The organism is Micromonospora yongxingensis, from assembly GCF_052601155.1.
The window spans coordinates 1-16711 of sequence record NZ_JBQXEO010000005.1 but is presented as its reverse complement, the minus strand read 5'-3'; the positions used below and the strand labels follow the sequence as shown (position 1 = coordinate 16711).

Here is a 16711-nt window from a genome sequence, read left to right as displayed (position 1 = left end):
CCCCGCAGGAGGTCTCGTGAACGCCCATCCCAAACCGGTCGAGGAACTCATCGACCCGAAGCTGCTCCGACGCGTCTACGGCGCGTTCGCGACTGGCGTGACCGTCGTGACGGTCGGCGGGCAGAACCCCCACGCGATGACCGCGAACTCGTTCACCGCGGTCTCGCTCGATCCCGCACTCGTGCTGGTGTGCGTCGAACGGAACGCCATCATGCACCGGGCGCTGCTCGACGGCCGGAACTTCGGCGTGTCGGTGCTCGCCTCCGACCAGGAGGAGGTGGCGCTGTACTTCGCCGACCGTCGCCGACCACTCGGCGCCGCGCAGTTCGAGTACGGCACCTGGCGTACGGGTGAGCACACGGGCGCGCCACTGCTCGAGGGCGCGGTCGCCCACCTCGAGTGCGAGCTGTGGCGGGCCTACGACGGCGGCGACCACACCATCTTCCTCGGCCGCCTCCTGGCGCTCGAACGGCATGTCGACGACGACGGTCTGCTGTTCCTGTGCGGCAAGTTCCGTGGACTCGACCAGCTTCCCGCGAAGGTGACGACATGACGACGCCCCGACGTGCCGGGCCGACACCACCGGGACCGCCGCGGACCGCGGCGTTGACGATGCTGGCGGTCATGACCCGCGACCGGCTGGGCATGATGACCTCAGCGGCGGCCAGGTACGGCGACGCGTCCCGCCTGCCGGTGGGGCACAAGGCCCTGTACTTCTTCAACCATCCCGACCACGCCAAGCACGTCCTGGCGGACAACGCGGCCAACTACCACAAGGGGATCGGCCTGGTGCACGCCCGGCGCGCTCTCGGCGACGGCCTGCTCACCAGCGAGGGCGAGCTGTGGCGCAAGCAGCGCAAGGTGATCCAGCCCGCGTTCCAGAGCCGACGGATCGCCGCCCAGGCGGGAGCCGTCGCCGCGGAGGGCGCGGCGCTGGTCGACCGGCTGCGCATGCGGGGCCGGCACGGGCCCGTCGACGTCCCGACCGAGATGACCGGGTTGACGCTCGGCGTACTGGGTCGCACGTTGCTCGACGCCGACCTGTCCCGGTTCGCCTCCATCGGCGGTGATTTCGCCGCCGTACAGGACCAGGCGATCTTCGAGCTGGAGACCCTCTCCGCCGTGCCACCCTGGATCCCGCTGCCCAAGCAGATGCGGTTCCGGGCGGCCCGTCGGCGCCTGCAGCGGATTGTGGACCAGCTCGTCGGTGAACGCACCGGGCACACCAACGACCGCGACGACGTGCTCTCCCGCCTCATCCTGTCGGCCAACCGTGAGGACGACCCACGGGTCGGACGCGAGCGGCTCCGCGACGAGTTGGTGACCCTCCTGCTCGCCGGGCACGAGACCACGGCCAGCACGCTCAGCTGGTCGCTGTACCTCGTCGACCGGCATCCCGAGGTACGCGAGAAGCTGCGCGCCGAGGCGCTCGAGGTGCTGGGCGACGGCCTGCCCACCTTCGACGACCTGACGCGGCTGCGCTACACGGCGATGGTGGTCGAGGAGGTCATGCGGCTGTATCCACCGGTGTGGTTGCTACCGCGCAAATCCCTGGAGCCGGACCAGGTCGGTGACTATCACGTTCCCGCCGGCGCGGACGTGCTGATCAGTCCTTTCACACTGCACCGACACCCCAGATTCTGGAAGGATCCCGACCGTTTCGACCCGGAACGGTTCGCGCCGTCGGCCACCAACGACAGGCCGCGGTACGCCTACATTCCGTTCGGCGCGGGGCCCCGATTCTGTGTCGGTAACCACCTCGGCATGATGGAGGCCGTCTTCGTCCTCGCCATGCTGATGAGGGATCTGCGTCTCGCCGCGGTCGGCGGCCGGGTGGTCCAGCCGGAACCGATGCTCTCGTTGCGCATCAAGGGTGGCCTGCCGATGACGGTGACCCCGCTGCGGTAGACGCACCGGAGCCGACAAAGGAACGGTCGCGTGGCGCTCCGCGTCCGCGACCGTTCCTTGTGATTTCAGAACAGACAGCGGCCCTATCGGCTGTCCATTGATTCCTACTTCATTCGTGCGGCAGTTCCGGACGCTGGTTTCGGAAGCACGAAACGAGAAGACTTCCCGCTTCCGCGGCAGTGACCATAAGCGTTGTCTGCGGATCGCTCGGACCCGTGGACATTTGCCAATCGGCGATCCGTCCGGAAACGACGGACCATGTCCGAGCCCTTCCATCCCGAGGGGGACCGTTGCCACCGGAACCAGTTGGCCTCGCACGACGACTCATCACGCCCGTGTTGGTGCTCGTGCTCGTCGGCACGCTCTTCACCGTCTCCCGACTGCCCAGCGCCTCCGCCGAGACACGTGCCGCGATCGCCTCGCGGTTCTCGTTCACGGAGCTCCCGATCGCGCTGCCACCCGGCCTGCCGCAGAGGGAGGTGCGCGTCGTCAATCCGAAGTACGAGCACATCAAGTCGTGGGTGTCGTCCGTCGGTGCGGCGATCGCCATCAACGACTTCGACGGCGAGGGCAGGCCCAACGACATGTGCCTCGTCGACACCCGGACCGACTCGGCCATCGTCACCCCGGTACCGGGTGGCGGCGCCACCTACGAACCCTTCGTCCTCAACCCGGCGCCGCTGCCGATGGGCCCCGCGATCTCGCCGATGGGTTGCGTGCCCGGTGACTTCAACCTCGACGGCAAGCTGGACCTGCTCGTCAACTACTGGGGCCGCACGCCCGTGCTGTTCCTGCAGAAGCAGAGCTCGACGAAGGTCGCGCTGGAGTCGTTCCACCCGTACGAGCTGATTCCGCAGGAGCAGACGACCGACGGCGTCTATCACGGCCCCCTGTGGAACACCAACGCCGTCGCGGTCGCCGACTTCGACGGCGACGGCCGGCCGGACATCGGCATCTTCAACTACTTCCCGGACAGCGCCGTCCTCGACCCGAACGGCCACCCGACGGTCCAGATGAACCACTCGATGTCGCGGGCCACGAACGCCGGCGGAGCGCACGTCCTGCGGTGGACGTCGGCCACCTCCGGCGACCAGCCGACCGCGGTGTACAAGGAGCAGACGGCGATCGACCCCCGGTACTCGTCGGGGTGGACCCTCGGCGCCGGGTCGGCCGACCTCGACGGCGACCTGCTCCCGGAGCTCTACCTGGCCAACGACTTCGGCCACGACCGCTTCTTCCACAACGTGTCCAGGCCGGGCCAGATCAGGTTCGAACTCGCCGAGGGCCGGCGGGGCGCACTCACCCCGAAGTCCCTGGCGCTCGGCAACGACTCGTTCAAGGGCATGTCGGTCGAGTTCGGTGACCTTGAGGGGCGCGGCAAGTTCGACATGTTCGTCAGCAACATCACCCAGGAGTGGGGGCTGGAGGAGAGCAACTTCCTCTGGATGAACAACTCCACCTCGCCCGAGGACGCCAGGGCGAAGATGGAGGACGGCGTCGCGCCGTTCGACAACAAGGCGGCGCGCAAGAACCTCGCCTGGGTCGGCTGGGGCTGGGACTCCAAGATGGGCGACTTCGACAACAGCGGGCAGCCGGCCATCATCCAGGCCACCGGCTTCGTCAAGGGCACCATCAACCGGTTCAACTGGCTGCAGGAACTCGCGATGAGCAACGACCTGCTCCTGGCCGAGCCGGACATGTGGCCGAAGGCCGTACCGGGCGTCGACATCTCCGGGTCGAACCCGATCGCCTTCTGGGTACGCGAGGACAACGGCCGGTACGTCAACATCAACAAGGAACTCGGCATCGCCGAGGAGATCCCGACCCGGGGCATCGCGATCGGCGACGCCGACGGCGACGGTGGGCAGGACTGGGCCGTAGCCCGCCAGTGGGCCGCGCCGGCGTACTACCGCAACAACAACTCCGGCGACGGTGACTTCCTGGGGCTGCGGCTCCACCGACCGACGCTCGGCGGGACCGCCTCGCCGGGCGAGGGCCCGGGCGGACTGTCGCCCGCGTACGGCGCCCAGGTGCGCATCGTCACCGCCGACGGCCGGGTGCAGCTCGCGCAACTCGACGGCGGCGGCGGCCACTCCGGCAAGCGCAGCTTCGACGTCTTCTTCGGCCTCGGTGACAGCGGCGACAAGCCGGTCTCCGCCGAGATCGTGTGGCGCGACCTGGGCGGTGCTGTGCACAAGCAGAAGCTCGACCTGAACACCGGTTGGCACGACCTGGTGCTGACCTCCGACGCGCAGGAGTTGACTACGCGATGACCGACGTCAGACACACCACGGACGAGAGGGTGACCGCCACCGGTGCTGTGACGGAGGGCAAGCCCGTCGTCGACGGCGCACAACCGGTGCGGGGCAGCAGTGCCAACGGAAGGGGCGCAGGGGTCGCCGGGGAGCCGCCCCCGGTGCCCCGGGTGGACAGGCGGGACCCGCGCTACATCGCGCTGCGCAACTTCGCGATCTCGATGTCGATCTTCAACATCCTCGGCTACACGGTGCTCGGCTTCGAGCAACCGTGGACGTGGCCGCTGTTCGCACTCGCGGTCGGCTACACCGCCGAGATCCTCATCGAGTGGGTGTCCGCACGCGCGCACAAGCGCCGTCCGGGATACTCCGGCAACGGCATGTGGGGCCTCTACACCTTCCTGCTGCCGACGCACATCACCGCGCTCGCGGCCAACATGCTGCTGTACGCCAACGAGATGTTCCTGCCGATCGCCTTCGCGGTCGTGGTCGCCGTCGCCCAGAAGGCGGTGCTCCAGGCGCCGATCAACGGTCGGATGCGGCACTTCATGAACCCGTCCAACTTCGGCATCACGATCGCGTTGCTGGCCTTCGGCTGGGTCAACGTCGCACCGCCGTACCACTTCACCGAGAACGTGCCCGACGTCATCAGCCTCGCGGTGCCCATGATCATCCTCACGGCCGGCACGGTCCTCAACGCGATGCTGACGAAGAAGATCCCGCTCATCGTCGGCTGGGTCGGTGCGTTCATCATCCAGGCGCTGATCCGGCACTGGGTGTGGGACGTCGCGCTCTGGGCCTCGCTGGGGACGATGACCGGTGTCGCCTTCGTGCTCTTCACCAATTACATGATCACCGACCCGGGTACGACGCCGTCGAAGCCGAAGTGGCAGTTCATGTTCGGCGTCAGCGTGGCCATGGTCTACGGCGCGCTGATGGTCTTCAACGTCGTCTACACGTTGTTCTTCGCGGTCTGCATCGTCTGCGGTGCCCGCGGTCTGTTCTGGTGGGGCAAGTGGTTCGCGGAACGGAGGAGGGCCCGCGTCGCCGCCCCCGCACCGGCCGCGGTACCGGACGGGATCGCGCTGGCGCGCTGATTCCACCGCTCTGACGGGTGCTCGCAGGGTCGACGGCGTGGCTGCAAACCACGCCGTCGACCCTGAGCCGTCGGCCGGACCAGGAGAGCCGTTGCCCTCCGGCTCTCGCGGCCGACACCGTCAGCCGCCGACGAGGTCGAACCGCTCCCAGGGGCCGACCGCGGTCCGGTTGGCGATCAGGGGCGCGGCCCCGGCGTTCTCGGCGACCACGTACCGGTCGTTCACCGCGGCGCGCAGGCTCACGCTTCCGTCGCCGTGGCGAACCAGGTGGAACGTCTCCCACCGGCCGACCGACGTCCGGTTCGCGATCAGCGGCGCCGCCCCGGCGTCCTCCGCGGTCACGTACCGGCCGTTGACACGGGCGCGCAGCGCCACGGTGCCGCCGCCGAGGTCGGTGAGGTCGAACTGTTCGGCAGGGCCGAACACCGTCTGGTTGGCGATCAGCGGTGCCGTGCCGCCGGACGCCGCGCTGACGTACCGGCCGTTGGCCTGGGCCCGCAGACTCACCGGCCGCTCCGGGTTCGGCGCCGGGTCGACCGAGGGGTCGAAACGGTTGGCCCAGTACCGGGTGCGTTCCAGGTAGGCGGTCTGGGCGGCGGTACCGGTCCGCCCGTACGCGCCGGAGTACGTCAGGTAGCCGCGCCCGGCCGGCGGGTTCGCGCTCGCCGGCTCGATCGTCGAGCCCTCGTGCCACTCGTTGAACGACGTGATGGAGACCCAGGTCGGCGGGCCTCCGTGCGACGTGCTCAGGGCGTTGGTCCACTGCTGGTCGTACATGGCACCGTTGGCCCGGTCGACCGCGGGTGTGGTGTTGCCCGGGACGGCACGGTCGTCGAGGTAGCCCGGGGCCACCGAGGGCGCCCAGACCAGGCCGTTGGCCCGGCAGAACGCGCTCGCGGTGGCCCAGCCGGGTGCGGTCGCCCCGGCGATCCCGTCGTAGGTGTACATCCCGCCGAAGTGGGCGACCTTGGTCGTGTCGGTGGTCTGGGCCAGCACGATGCTGGTGTCGCGGACCTGGGCCAGCGGCGACCAGTCGCTGATGCGCAGGCTCTCGAAGACGTAGAACGGCGCGCGGTTGCCGTGCGCCGCGTCCCGGTGGAACGCCGGGTGGCTGCCGTAGCGGTCGTGGAGATACCTGATGTCGGCGACGGTCGAGGCGGCCGTCCGGCCCGCGTACGGCTCCAGGTGCCAGGCGACCCGAAGGCCGTACGCGGCGGCCGCGTCGAGCACGACCGGGGTCAGGTTGTCCTCGTACGAGCCCTGGCCCCACCAGCTGTGCACGAGCACGCCGACCCCGGCGTCCCGGATCCACGCCATGTGCTGGCGCACCGTGGCCCGGTCGCCGGAGTCGTACGGGCCCAACGTCGGGTAGAAGTTCGCGCCGATGTCCTGCGGTGGGGTGTGGCCGCCCTGCGGCCAGTGCCGGTAGCTGCCAGCGACGCTGGGGTTGCCGTACCAGGAGTAGTAGAAGATGTGCACGTTGCTGGCGGTCGCCGCCATGGGTGCGGCCACGTCGGTGGCGGTGGGCGGCTGCGGGGCCGCGTGGGCGCTCGGGGTGGCGGCGACGGCGAGGACCGCGGCCGCGGTGGCGACCACCGCGGTCAGGTACGACCAGAGCCACCGTCGGGGGTGTGCGGACACGGGACCCTCCTTTCCGAGGGTCTTGGGGGGCCGACCGGTGCTGCGGTGGCCGGCCCCCGTGGGCGGGCGTCGGGGGAGCAGGCCGCGTCAGCTGCCGCGGACCTCCAGCTCCCACAGCGAGTAGCCGTACGCGGGCAGGGCGCGTTGGGTGCCGTGCACGCGCAGGTAGCGGCCGGTGGCCGAGAGCGGGATGTCGTCGACGCCGCCGTCGCCGGTGGTCGTCGTCCAGACCGGCGACCAGGTGACGTTGTCCGGGAACACCTGCACCTGGTACGCCCGCGCGTACGCCGCCTCCCAGGTCAGCCGGACCCGGTTGACGGTGCGCGACGCGCCGAGGTCCACGGAGATCCACTGCGGGTCGGCGTAGGCGCTGCCCCACCGGGTTGCCGGGTTGCCGTCGACCGCGTTGCCCGCCACGTGGGCGCTGCCGGTCTCGACGCTGGACGTCGTCACCGGCCGGCCCCGGGAGAGCAGGAGGCCGCCGGACGGGGTGCCGTAGACGTTGAGGTCCCACAGCGAGTAGCCCCACTGGGTGGCCCTCTGGGTCCCGTACACCCGTAGGTAACGTCCGGTGCCGGCGACCGTGAGGTCGTCGACGCCGCCGTCGCCGGTGGTCGTCGTGTGGATCGGCGACCAGGTGACGTTGTCCGGGGACACCTGCACCTGGTACGCCCGCGCGTGCGCTGTCTCCCAGGCGAGCCGGACGCGGTTGACGGCGTACGTGGCTCCGAGGTCCACCGAGATCCACTGCGGGTCGGCGTAGGCGCTGCCCCACCGGGTTGCCGCGTTGCCGTCGACCACGTTGCCCGCCACGTGCCCACTGCCGGCCTCCACGCTCGACGCCGTCGCCGTTCGGCCGCGGGCGAGGTCGGTGACGGGCGGCTCGCTCGGGCCGTCGGTCCTGATCCGCACGTTGCGGTAGTTGATGTCGAGGCCGGCGCCGTCGTTCTGCAACCCGATGTATCCGTCGGCGATGGCCCGGCTGCTGACGTAGTCATTGATCTTGACCCCGTTGAGCCAGATCTCGACCCGCTGACCGTGCACGCCGATCTCGTAGGTGTTCCAGGAACCGGGTGGGTTGAGCGCCGCCGCGCGGGCCGCCTGGTTCGGGGCCTGGAAGCTGTAGACGCTGCCGGTCGTGCGCGACGGATCGGCGTCGGTGGCGTCGATCTGGATCTCGTGACCGGCGTCGACCGGGCCCCACGGGTCACCCTGCGGATCGGGGAAGCCGATGAAGACCCCACCGTTGTCGTCGCCCGGCATCATCCAGTCGACCTTGAGCGAGTAGTTGCCGAAGGTGCGCACCGGGTACCAGAGCAACCCCATCCCGCCGTACGAGGTCAGCGTGCCGTCGGTCAGGGTGAAGCCGCCCGGACCGGCCTGCCGCCACTGGGCGAGACTGGCCTGGGTGCCGTCGAAGATCGACGTGTAGCCGGGCTCCGGCCGGCAGTCGGCCGGGGCGGCACCGGCCGCCACCCGGATCCCGCCGAGCAGCATCGCCGTGAAGTTCGGGTCGCCGTAGCTCTGCTCGGTGTGGCCGAGGCCGGTGTACCAGGCGCGCCCGCCGCCGTAGTTGTGGCACCAGGTGATCGGGTGGTCACCACCCATCGACCCGCCGCTGTACGACGACTCGTCGAGGCTGGCCAGCACCTTGACCGCCGAGCGGGGGTTGCTCCGGTAGTTGTACCACTCGTCGGTGCGCGTCCAGGTCGACGGCAGGTGCGCGGTGGACGGGTTCGCCCGGTCCTCGACCCGGATGGTGGCCTGCTGGATCGCCGGGTGCGAGGCGAAGTACCCGCCGACCAGACCGCCGTACCACGGCCAGTCGTACTCGGTGTCGGCGGCGGCGTGCACCCCGACGTAGCCGCCGCCGGCGGCCACGTACGCCTCGAAGGCACTCTGCTGGCTGGTGTCGAGCACGTCGCCGGTGGTGTTGAGGAAGACCACGGCCTGGTACCGGGCGAGGTTGCCGGTGGTGAACGCGGCCGCGTCCTCGGTGGCGGTGACGGTGAAGGCGTTGGCCGCGCCGAGCTGCTGGATCGCGCTGATGCCCTGCGGGATGGCGGAGTGCCGGAAACCGGCGGTCTTGGAGAAGACCAGCACGTTGGTCAGTGGCGCGGCGTCGGCTGGGGCCGGATTCACCGTCGCCGCACCGGCGGCGAGGGTGAACCCGGCGACCACGGCGGCGAGCGTCGCGGTGATGGCGCGTCTGCGCATGGGGACTCCTTGCGGGGTCTCGGACGGACAGGTCAGGGCAGGGTCCAGTTCTGCGCGGCCGTGCCGTTGCAGTCGTAGATCTGCAACTGCCGTCCGTTGGTCGGGGTGGAGGAGGGGATGTCGAGGCACCGGTTGGCCTGCGGGTTGCGCAGGCTGCCGTTGGGGCCGGACACCCACTGCTGGGCGCCGGTGCCGTTGCAGGTCCACAGGTGGATCGGCGTGCCGTTGGTCGTGCCGCTGGACTGCACGTCCAGGCACTTGCCCAGGCTGCGGATGGTGCCGTCGCCGGGAAGCGTCCACTGCTGGTTGGTCGCCCCGGCGATGCAGTCCCACATCTGGACGCGGGTGCCGTCGGCGGTGCCGCCGGCGTTGACGTCGACGCACTTGCTCATGCCCCGGATCGGGCCGGTGCGGGTACCGCCGGCCGGGGTGCTCACCCCGGCGCCGGTGAACGTGTAGCTGTCCAGGTCGAGCAGGGCGCCGCCGGTGCCGCCGGTGAAGACGACGTAGAGGTCGTGGGTGTTGTCGTCGGGTCTGGTGACGGTGGCGGTGACCTCGGTGTAATTGTCCCAGCCGCCGGTGTTGGGCACGGTGACCCGGGCGACTTCGGGACCGGCCGGCGAGTCGTACCGGAAGGAGACCACGTTGCCGGCCTTGTCCGAGGAGACCCGGGCCCGGACCCCGGTGATGCCCTTCAGGCTCACCGCGTGGTGCCGGACGTACTCGCCGGTCTGGACGTCACCGAGCCGCCGGCCGCCCTCGGCGCCGCTGGCGTTGATCACCTGGGGGCCGTGCAGCGAGACGTAGTGCTCGGCCTGCCACTGCTTGGGCCAGAGCGTGACGTCCTTCTCCGCGGTCAACGGCACCGAGCCGGCGGCACCCCGGTCGGTGTAGCCGGCCCGCAGCAGGAAGAAGAGCACCGAGTCCGGCCCGGCGTGCACCGGTCCGGTGTTGACGGTGAAGCCGCAGCCGGTGCCCTGGCCCTCCTCGTGGGCGTGCTCCTGGTGGCCCAGGGCCGCCCGGATCACCACGTTGGCGCACGGGACCGTGCCGTCCTGCGCGTCGCTCGCGGTGGCGGTGGCGGTCAGGTTCTGGTCCCAGGAGAACAACCCGCCGTTGGGGATGCCGTTGAGCGACACGGTGGGCCGGTTGTTGCCCACCACGACCGCCACCTGGGTGGTGCCCGAGCGGCCGGTCCCGTCCGACACGGTGAGCCGGGCCCGCTTGTCGCCGTTGCTGGCGTACGTGTACGTGGGGTTCGCGGCGGTGGAGTCGACGGTGCCGTTGCTGTCGAAGTCCCAGGCGTAGGTCAGCGGGTCGCCGTCCGGGTCGGTGCTGCCGGCGCTGGAGAAGCTGACCGTGAGTGGGCTGAGGCCGTTGTCCGGGGTGGCCGAGGCGACCGCCGTCGGGGACCGGCCACCGGCGACGTAGTTGATTTTGTACAGCCCGGCGGCGGCGTCACCGGAGAAGTAGCCGTTGCCGTACTCCAGCAGGTAGAGCGAGCCGTCCGGGCCGAACTCCATGTCGATCGGGTGGACGAACGACATGCCGGCGAGCACCGGCTCGATGACCGTCGGGTTGCCGGTGCGGGCGTTGCCGTTGTCGAACTGGACCTCCTTGACCCAGTTACGGCAGTACTCCGTGATGATCAGCTTGTTGTCGTAGTACTGCGGCCACTTCACCTCGGAGTTCAGGTTCGGGTCGAAGTGGTACACCTCGGCGTGGTTGGGCGAGCCACAGCCACCCGGGTTGTCCAGGGCCGGCCACTCCCGGCTGCCGCCGTGCTGCTCCCAGACCAGGGCGCCCCTGGTCGGCGGAAGCTGCTGCAGACCGGTGTTACGCGGCGAGTTGTTCACCGGGCCGGCGCTGCCGCCGCACGGGAACCAGCCGCGAGGCGCGTTGGCGGCGAAATCCCAGTCGTTGTAGGCGACGTTGGGTCCGCCGCAGTACGGCCAGCCGTGGTTGCCCGGCGCGGTGGCCCGGTTCCACTCGTCGTACGCCGCCGGTCCCCGGTTGGCGATGGTCGCGCCCGCGTCCGGCCCGACCTCACCCCAGTAGAGGGTGTTGCCGTTCAACTTGTCGACCCAGACCCGGTACGGGTTACGCACCCCCATGACGTAGACCTCCGAGCGGGTGCCGCTGGTGCCCGGTGCGAAGAGGTTGCCCGTCGGGACGGTGTACGTGCCGTTGTCCTCCGGGTGGATCCGGTTGATCTTTCCGCGCAGGTCGTTGGTGTTGCCCGAGGTGCGCTGCGCGTCGTACTGGGCGTCGCGGCTGGTCCGCTCGTCGATCGGTGCCATGCCCGCCGAGTCGCCGCCGGAGTTGGTGTTGTCGCCGACGGCGAAGTAGAGGTTCTCGTTGCTGTCCCAGGTCATCGAACCGGCCGAGTGGCAGCACAGTCGCCGTTCGGTCGGCCACTCGATGAGCTTCGTCTCGCTGGCCGGGTCGAGCACCAGGGTCGTCGGGTTGAAGGTGAACCGCGAGATGCGGTTCACCAGCGGCGTCGCGACCGGCGAGTAGAACAGGTACACCCAGCGGTTGGAGGCGAACCTGGGGTGCACGGTGATGCCGATCAGACCGTCCTCGAACCGGGCGTCGAGCTGGAGGGTCAGCGCGACGGTCGTGGTGCGGTTGGCCGGGTTGTAGAGGCGTACCTGCCCACCGCCGGAGCTGGTGCCCCGGTTGATGTAGAGCACCTTGCCGTCGGGCAGGACGGACAGTTCGATCGGCTCGCCCATCGAGAGCCCGCCGTCGAGCTTGACCTTCTCGAACTGGTTGGTCGGGGGAGGTGCCGCCGTCGCCGGCGGGGCGGCCGTGGTGACCCCCACCAGTATCGGCAGCAGGCTGGCGAGGGTGGCCAGGACGACGGCCGCGACGAGACGCGGACGTGGTTTGCGGATCATGGCGTTCTCCGGTGTCCAGGGGGCGGGGACGGCGGGCCGGTCTGACCCGCCGGTTCCGGCGTCAGGCGGCGACGAGGTCGAACTTCTCCCAGGGACCGACGGCGTCCCGGTTCGCGATCAGTGCCCCGGCCCCGGCGTTCTCCGCGACCACGTACCTGTTGTTCACGGCCGCCCGGAGGCTGACCGAGCCGTCCGGGTTCCGGACCAGCGCGAAGGTCTCCCACGACCCAGCCGCGGCCCGGTTGGCGACCAGCGGGTTGGCGCCGGCGTTCTCGGCACACACGAACTGGTTGTTCACCCGGGCCCGTAGGGCGACGTTGCCGGCGCCGAGGTCGACCTGGTCGAACCGCTCCGAGCCGCCGATCGCGACGGCGCTCGCCACCAGGTTGCCGGCGCCGCCGTTGGTGGCGGAGACGTACCGGCCGTTGGCCTGGGACCGCAGCGCGACGCCACCGCCCGTCGGTGGGCTGCTGCCGGTGAGGACCCGGATGGCGTCCACCATGCCGACCGAGGTGGTCTTGTTGACGATGCGGATGGTGTGCGTGCCGTTCGTCAACCCGGTCCGGCTGAAGACGACCTGCTGTGCCTGGCGGGGGCCGGTGACGTTCAGGTTGACGTTGGCCTGGAAGACGTTGTCCAGGTAGACGTCGACGTTGCCCATGTCGCTGAAGCGCTCGGAGAGGTACTCCACACCGGTGCCGGTGAACGTGTAGCTGGCGGCGGCGCCGACGGTGGTGCTGTGGTGGGTGTCGTCGTTGTAGTCGCCGTACCCCCGGGCGGTGGTGTGGTGCCAGTTGGCGTCGTACGTCAGCATCGTGTCGTTGACCAGCCCTCCGCCGCCGACGCCGCCGAGGCCGAGCGTCGAGGCGGTGCCCGACAGGCTCTTCTCGCCCTGGTTGGCGGTGCCGGTCAGGGTGGTGGCCGCGTACGTCGACAGCGGCTTGGCGGTGCGCTCCACCACGTACACCGTGTTCGCCACGGTGGCGAAGCTGATCTCGGCGGCCGAGGTGGTGGTCAGCACGGCGTTGTCCGACGTACGGCGAACCCGCACCTCCTGGCCGCCCCACGGGTTCACCACCCGCGCCGACTTGCCGTGCAGGCTCTTCAGACCGACGTACTTGACCTCGCCGGCCTCCCGCTCCGAACTGACCAGGAAGCCGTCCTTGGCCAGCAGCGTGAACTTCCCGACGAAGCTGGAGTCGGTCGGCACGGCCGGGAAGACCCGGATCCTGTCGTTGTACGACTGCAGCAGGGACTCGTTCATCGCCGCCAGGTGGACGCCGAGATACTCGAAGACCCCGTTGGTGTTGTTGGTCATTCCGTTCGGGTAGTTCTGGTACTTCTGCAGCATGGTCCGCATGCCCTGGAACGCCTGGTTGCCGAGACCAAGCCGGGCGGCGTGCACGTGGTCGTTGGACCAGACGTTGCCGTACGGGTGCGGTCGCACGTTCCAGGTGTTGACGGCGGTCTGCTGGTCGGGGTAGCCGATGCCGGTCTGGTCGTAGGGCCAGACCAGCTCCAGCGACACGTTCTCGTTGTTGCGGGTCTGCGAGATCGGCGGGTCGTGCGGCAGGTACGCCCCGTTCTGGACCTGGTACGGGGCCAGGTTGTCGACGATGGTCTGCCAGTTGGCCCGCAGTCCCGCGTCGAGGCCGAGCTGCTGGCTGACCTGGATGGCGAGCGGGAAGAGCAGCCGGACCGCGGCCAGGTCGGTGATCGCGTTGCGGACGTCCCAGTACGTCTCGTGCGCGTTGGAGTTGGCCATGTACCACCGACCGGTGGCGGGGTCACGGTCGAGCATGTCCTCGTAGAACTTCACGGCCTCCCGCATGTACGGGTACGCCGTGTTGCGCAGGTACGCCTCGTCGTTGCCGTACCGGTACTGGAGGTACATGTTGTAGGCGGCCTCGGTGCCGGTCGAGTAGAGGTCGTTGACGTAGTCGCTGTTGACGGTGCCCCGGGCGTTGCCGTCCCAGCCCATCGTCTCCGGCACCCAGAGACCGTCACTGCCGTAGCGGGTGGTCGTGTACGACTTCAGCGCGGCGAGGTTGCGACTGTAGAGCCGGTTGAAGCCGGCCATCACGTCGAGATGGTTGCTGGCCAGGAACGAGTTGTAGACGTCCCGCTGGTTCCAGTACCAGTACCCGTTGCTCCACTTGGAGTTGTCCTGGGTGGCTCGGAACACACCGTTGATGAAGTGCAACGGGTAGTTGCCGTAACCACCCGCCGCGATCATGTACGTCGCCAGGTAGTAGACGTTCTCCAGGTAGTCGGCGTCGCCGCCGGCGTTGGAGTACTGGACGAACGACTTCGCCCAGAAGTCGTGCCACCAGGTGCGGTAGTTGTTCAGCGTGGTGGCGTAACCGGCGCCCTTGACCGTCGCGAGCTGGTTCTTCGCCTGGGTCACCGAGTTGAGGCCGGGCGCGTTGATCCGGCTGGCCGCGGTGAACCAGACCGTGTAGCTCGACGTGGGGGTGATGTTCAGCCGGACCCGGGTGCCGTTGACGACCTGGGAGGTGTACGACGCTCCCTCGACCGTGGCCGCGAGGGTGTACCCGAAGTTGTTCGCGTCCGTCTGTCCACGGCTCAACCCGACGCCGTTGGCGTCGGCGAAGGTCGAGACGGTCCGCCACGTGTTCAGGTCGGGGACGTCGGCGATGTTCTGGACGGTGTTCATGTCCCAGAGGCTCAGGTCGAGGCCGACGCTGGTCACTCCGGGACGGCTGTCCTCGACGTGGATGCCCATCACCTCGGAGTTGGGCGCGCCCATGACCGTGATGGTGCGGTTGTTGTCGTACTTCGTGGTCAGCGTGCCGTCGTACAGGGAGAGGCGCTGCTGGAAGGTGGTGTAGCCGGTGTCGACCTGCGGGTTGCTGGAGAGGTTGACCAGCCCGGCCGCGTAGGTCGACTGTTGGGCCAGGTCCACGCCGGAGACCTGCATGGTGAGGCCGTTGGCGTTCCAGGCCATCGCACCGGTCCGGCCGTTGCCGACGGTGAGCCCGTGCAGGGGGTTGGTGTTCGGGCGGTTGTAGACGATGTCGTGCTTGGCCAGGTAGGCGGCCCGGTTGACGTTGAGTGTCCCGGTGCCGGTACTGAATGCGGCGTCCGTCGGTGCTGCGGTGGCCGGGCCGCCCGGGCCGACGGCGACGACGCCACCGGCGAGCAGGACGGCGAGCGCGATACGCAGCGGCGTTCTCACCTTCATCGACACGATCTCCTCTGGATCGTCCGTGCGGATGATGTCTCGCGCCCCGGGGAACTGCCCGGTCTGCCCGCGTCCGCCGAAACGCGAGCGACATCGAGACGATCTGGGATGGTGTCACCGCGCTGGCTCACTCGACAGCGAGGTAAACATCGACCCACATCTTTGACAAGCAGTTAACATCGGATGTATTTGCGGGTCAATACCTTCGGTTCGGGAATCTCAGCTCGGCCGTACCGACCCTGGACGGCGAGGGTCGCCATACATCGGATCTCTTGATGGCCCGGGCGCCGGCCCTGGTCGGCGTTCCCCTAGCGCTGGCGCGTGCCGACCGGGCGCTGTGTCGTTTCATGCGTCCGTCTCGTCGGTGGTTTCGCCTCCCGCTCGCAACTGATGGTTGCGGGTGCCGGGCAGGTCGGCTAGCGTGATGCGCAACCAAACATTGCGAAAGGCGGCAGGCGTGGAATTCGGAACGATCGAGCGCGAGATCCACATCGACGCGGCACCCGAGGTCGTCTTCGACGTGGTGAGCAGCCCGGAGCACCTGCGTGAGTGGTGGCCGGACGAGGCGGAATTTCCGGCCGTGCCCGGGGGAGCGGGGCGGATCGGCTTCGGCGACGTCTCCCAGGGCGGCGGCACCTGGGTGCGGTTCGCGGTCGTCGACGCCGTGCCGCCGCGGCACTTCTCCTTCCGCTGGACCCACGAGGAGGGGGAGACCGCCGGCCCGGGCAACTCGTTCCTGGTCGTCTTCGAGCTCGAGCCCGCGGGGAGTGGGACGCGCCTGCGGATGACCGAGAGCGGTTTCCGCGAGCGTGGCTGGGACGAGGCGAAGGTCGCCGCCGAGTACGCCGACCACGTCAGCGGCTGGGACCTCTTCCTGCCGCGCCTGCCGGTGTACGCCGCGAAGGTCGGAGCGGGCTCGTGAGCGTCCTGGTGGACGACGACCTCTGGTCGGCGGTGGGTGACCCGACCCGGCGCCGGATGCTCGACCTGTTGCTGAGCGAGGGCAGCGGGACGGCGACCAGCCTGAGCGAGCGCCTGCCGGTGACCCGTCAGGCGGTGGCGAAGCACCTCGTCGTCCTGGACCGGGTGGGCCTGGTGCACGCCACCACCGCCGGCCGCGAGAAGCAGTTCCGCGTCGACGAGGTCCAGCTCGCGCGCGCCGTCGCCCAGCTCGCCGACGTCGGCGCGGCCTGGGACTCCCGCCTGCGGCGTATCAGGCGCATCGCCGAGACGATCCAGCGCGGCAGGGACGCCGACAGCGAGAAGAAGCGGTAGGGAGGCGCACGAGGTAGCAACCCCGCCCCTGACTCCTCGATCGGGTGGCATGCGACCGGGCCTGCGGGCGGGGCGCCGGGCGGAACATACCGTCGGCGGGGGAGCGAGCAGAGTGCCGGCCGGTGGTGGCGAAGGCGGGCTCTCTGCTGTTCCCCGGGCCCGACGACGGTGTCGCCACCGCGGGCCGTTGCGGTGGTCGGCAGGCGGTGT

Annotated in this window: 10 protein-coding genes; 6 read left to right on the top strand and 4 right to left on the bottom strand. The window is 69.6% G+C overall.

Annotation, left to right across the window (positions count from 1 at the left end):
* The first annotated feature begins 16 nt into the window (after positions 1-16).
* From ACTWLT_RS08810 to ACTWLT_RS08795, 4 genes are all read left to right on the top strand, one after another.
* Positions 17-553, top strand: coding sequence for a flavin reductase family protein (locus tag ACTWLT_RS08810; RefSeq protein WP_374558739.1), 537 nt, complete (start codon positions 17-19; stop codon positions 551-553).
* Complete coding sequence (locus ACTWLT_RS08805; protein WP_445317863.1) at positions 550-1908, top strand: cytochrome P450; 1359 nt, start codon at positions 550-552, stop codon at positions 1906-1908. The genes ACTWLT_RS08810 and ACTWLT_RS08805 overlap by 4 nt, the downstream gene beginning before the upstream one ends.
* A 341-nt stretch (positions 1909-2249) precedes the next feature.
* Complete coding sequence (locus tag ACTWLT_RS08800) at positions 2250-4181, top strand: CRTAC1 family protein (RefSeq protein WP_445318040.1); 1932 nt, start codon at positions 2250-2252, stop codon at positions 4179-4181.
* Entirely contained in the window at positions 4178-5260 is a 1083-nt protein-coding gene (locus ACTWLT_RS08795) for an enediyne biosynthesis protein (RefSeq protein WP_445317862.1), read from the top strand. The genes ACTWLT_RS08800 and ACTWLT_RS08795 overlap by 4 nt, the downstream gene beginning before the upstream one ends.
* A gap of 120 nt (positions 5261-5380) precedes the next feature.
* On the opposite strand, the gene ACTWLT_RS08790 is transcribed toward ACTWLT_RS08795, so the two are convergent.
* The 4 genes from ACTWLT_RS08790 to ACTWLT_RS08775 all read right to left on the bottom strand — a co-directional run bounded on the left by ACTWLT_RS08790 (position 5381) and on the right by ACTWLT_RS08775 (position 15226).
* Positions 5381-6901, bottom strand: coding sequence for a glycoside hydrolase family 99 protein (locus tag ACTWLT_RS08790; protein ID WP_445317861.1), 1521 nt, complete (start codon positions 6899-6901; stop codon positions 5381-5383).
* Between the two features lie 87 nt (positions 6902-6988).
* The gene (locus ACTWLT_RS08785; RefSeq protein WP_445317860.1) at positions 6989-9118 is read right to left on the bottom strand and encodes a ThuA domain-containing protein; all 2130 of its coding nucleotides are present in this window, start codon (positions 9116-9118) and stop codon (positions 6989-6991) included.
* A gap of 32 nt (positions 9119-9150) precedes the next feature.
* Entirely contained in the window at positions 9151-12021 is a 2871-nt protein-coding gene (locus ACTWLT_RS08780; protein WP_445317859.1) for a ricin-type beta-trefoil lectin domain protein, read from the bottom strand.
* Positions 12022-12082: 61 nt separating this feature from the next.
* Positions 12083-15226, bottom strand: coding sequence for a glycosyl hydrolase family 95 catalytic domain-containing protein (locus tag ACTWLT_RS08775; protein WP_445317858.1), 3144 nt, complete (start codon positions 15224-15226; stop codon positions 12083-12085).
* 457 nt (positions 15227-15683) lie between these two features.
* Here ACTWLT_RS08775 and ACTWLT_RS08770 point away from each other — a divergent pair, with 457 nt between their 5' ends.
* Both ACTWLT_RS08770 and ACTWLT_RS08765 read left to right on the top strand, forming a co-directional pair.
* Positions 15684-16148, top strand: coding sequence for an SRPBCC domain-containing protein (locus tag ACTWLT_RS08770; RefSeq protein WP_445317857.1), 465 nt, complete (start codon positions 15684-15686; stop codon positions 16146-16148).
* The gene (locus ACTWLT_RS08765; RefSeq protein WP_445317856.1) at positions 16145-16501 is read left to right on the top strand and encodes an ArsR/SmtB family transcription factor; all 357 of its coding nucleotides are present in this window, start codon (positions 16145-16147) and stop codon (positions 16499-16501) included. The genes ACTWLT_RS08770 and ACTWLT_RS08765 overlap by 4 nt, the downstream gene beginning before the upstream one ends.
* The last annotated feature ends 210 nt before the right edge of the window (positions 16502-16711 follow it).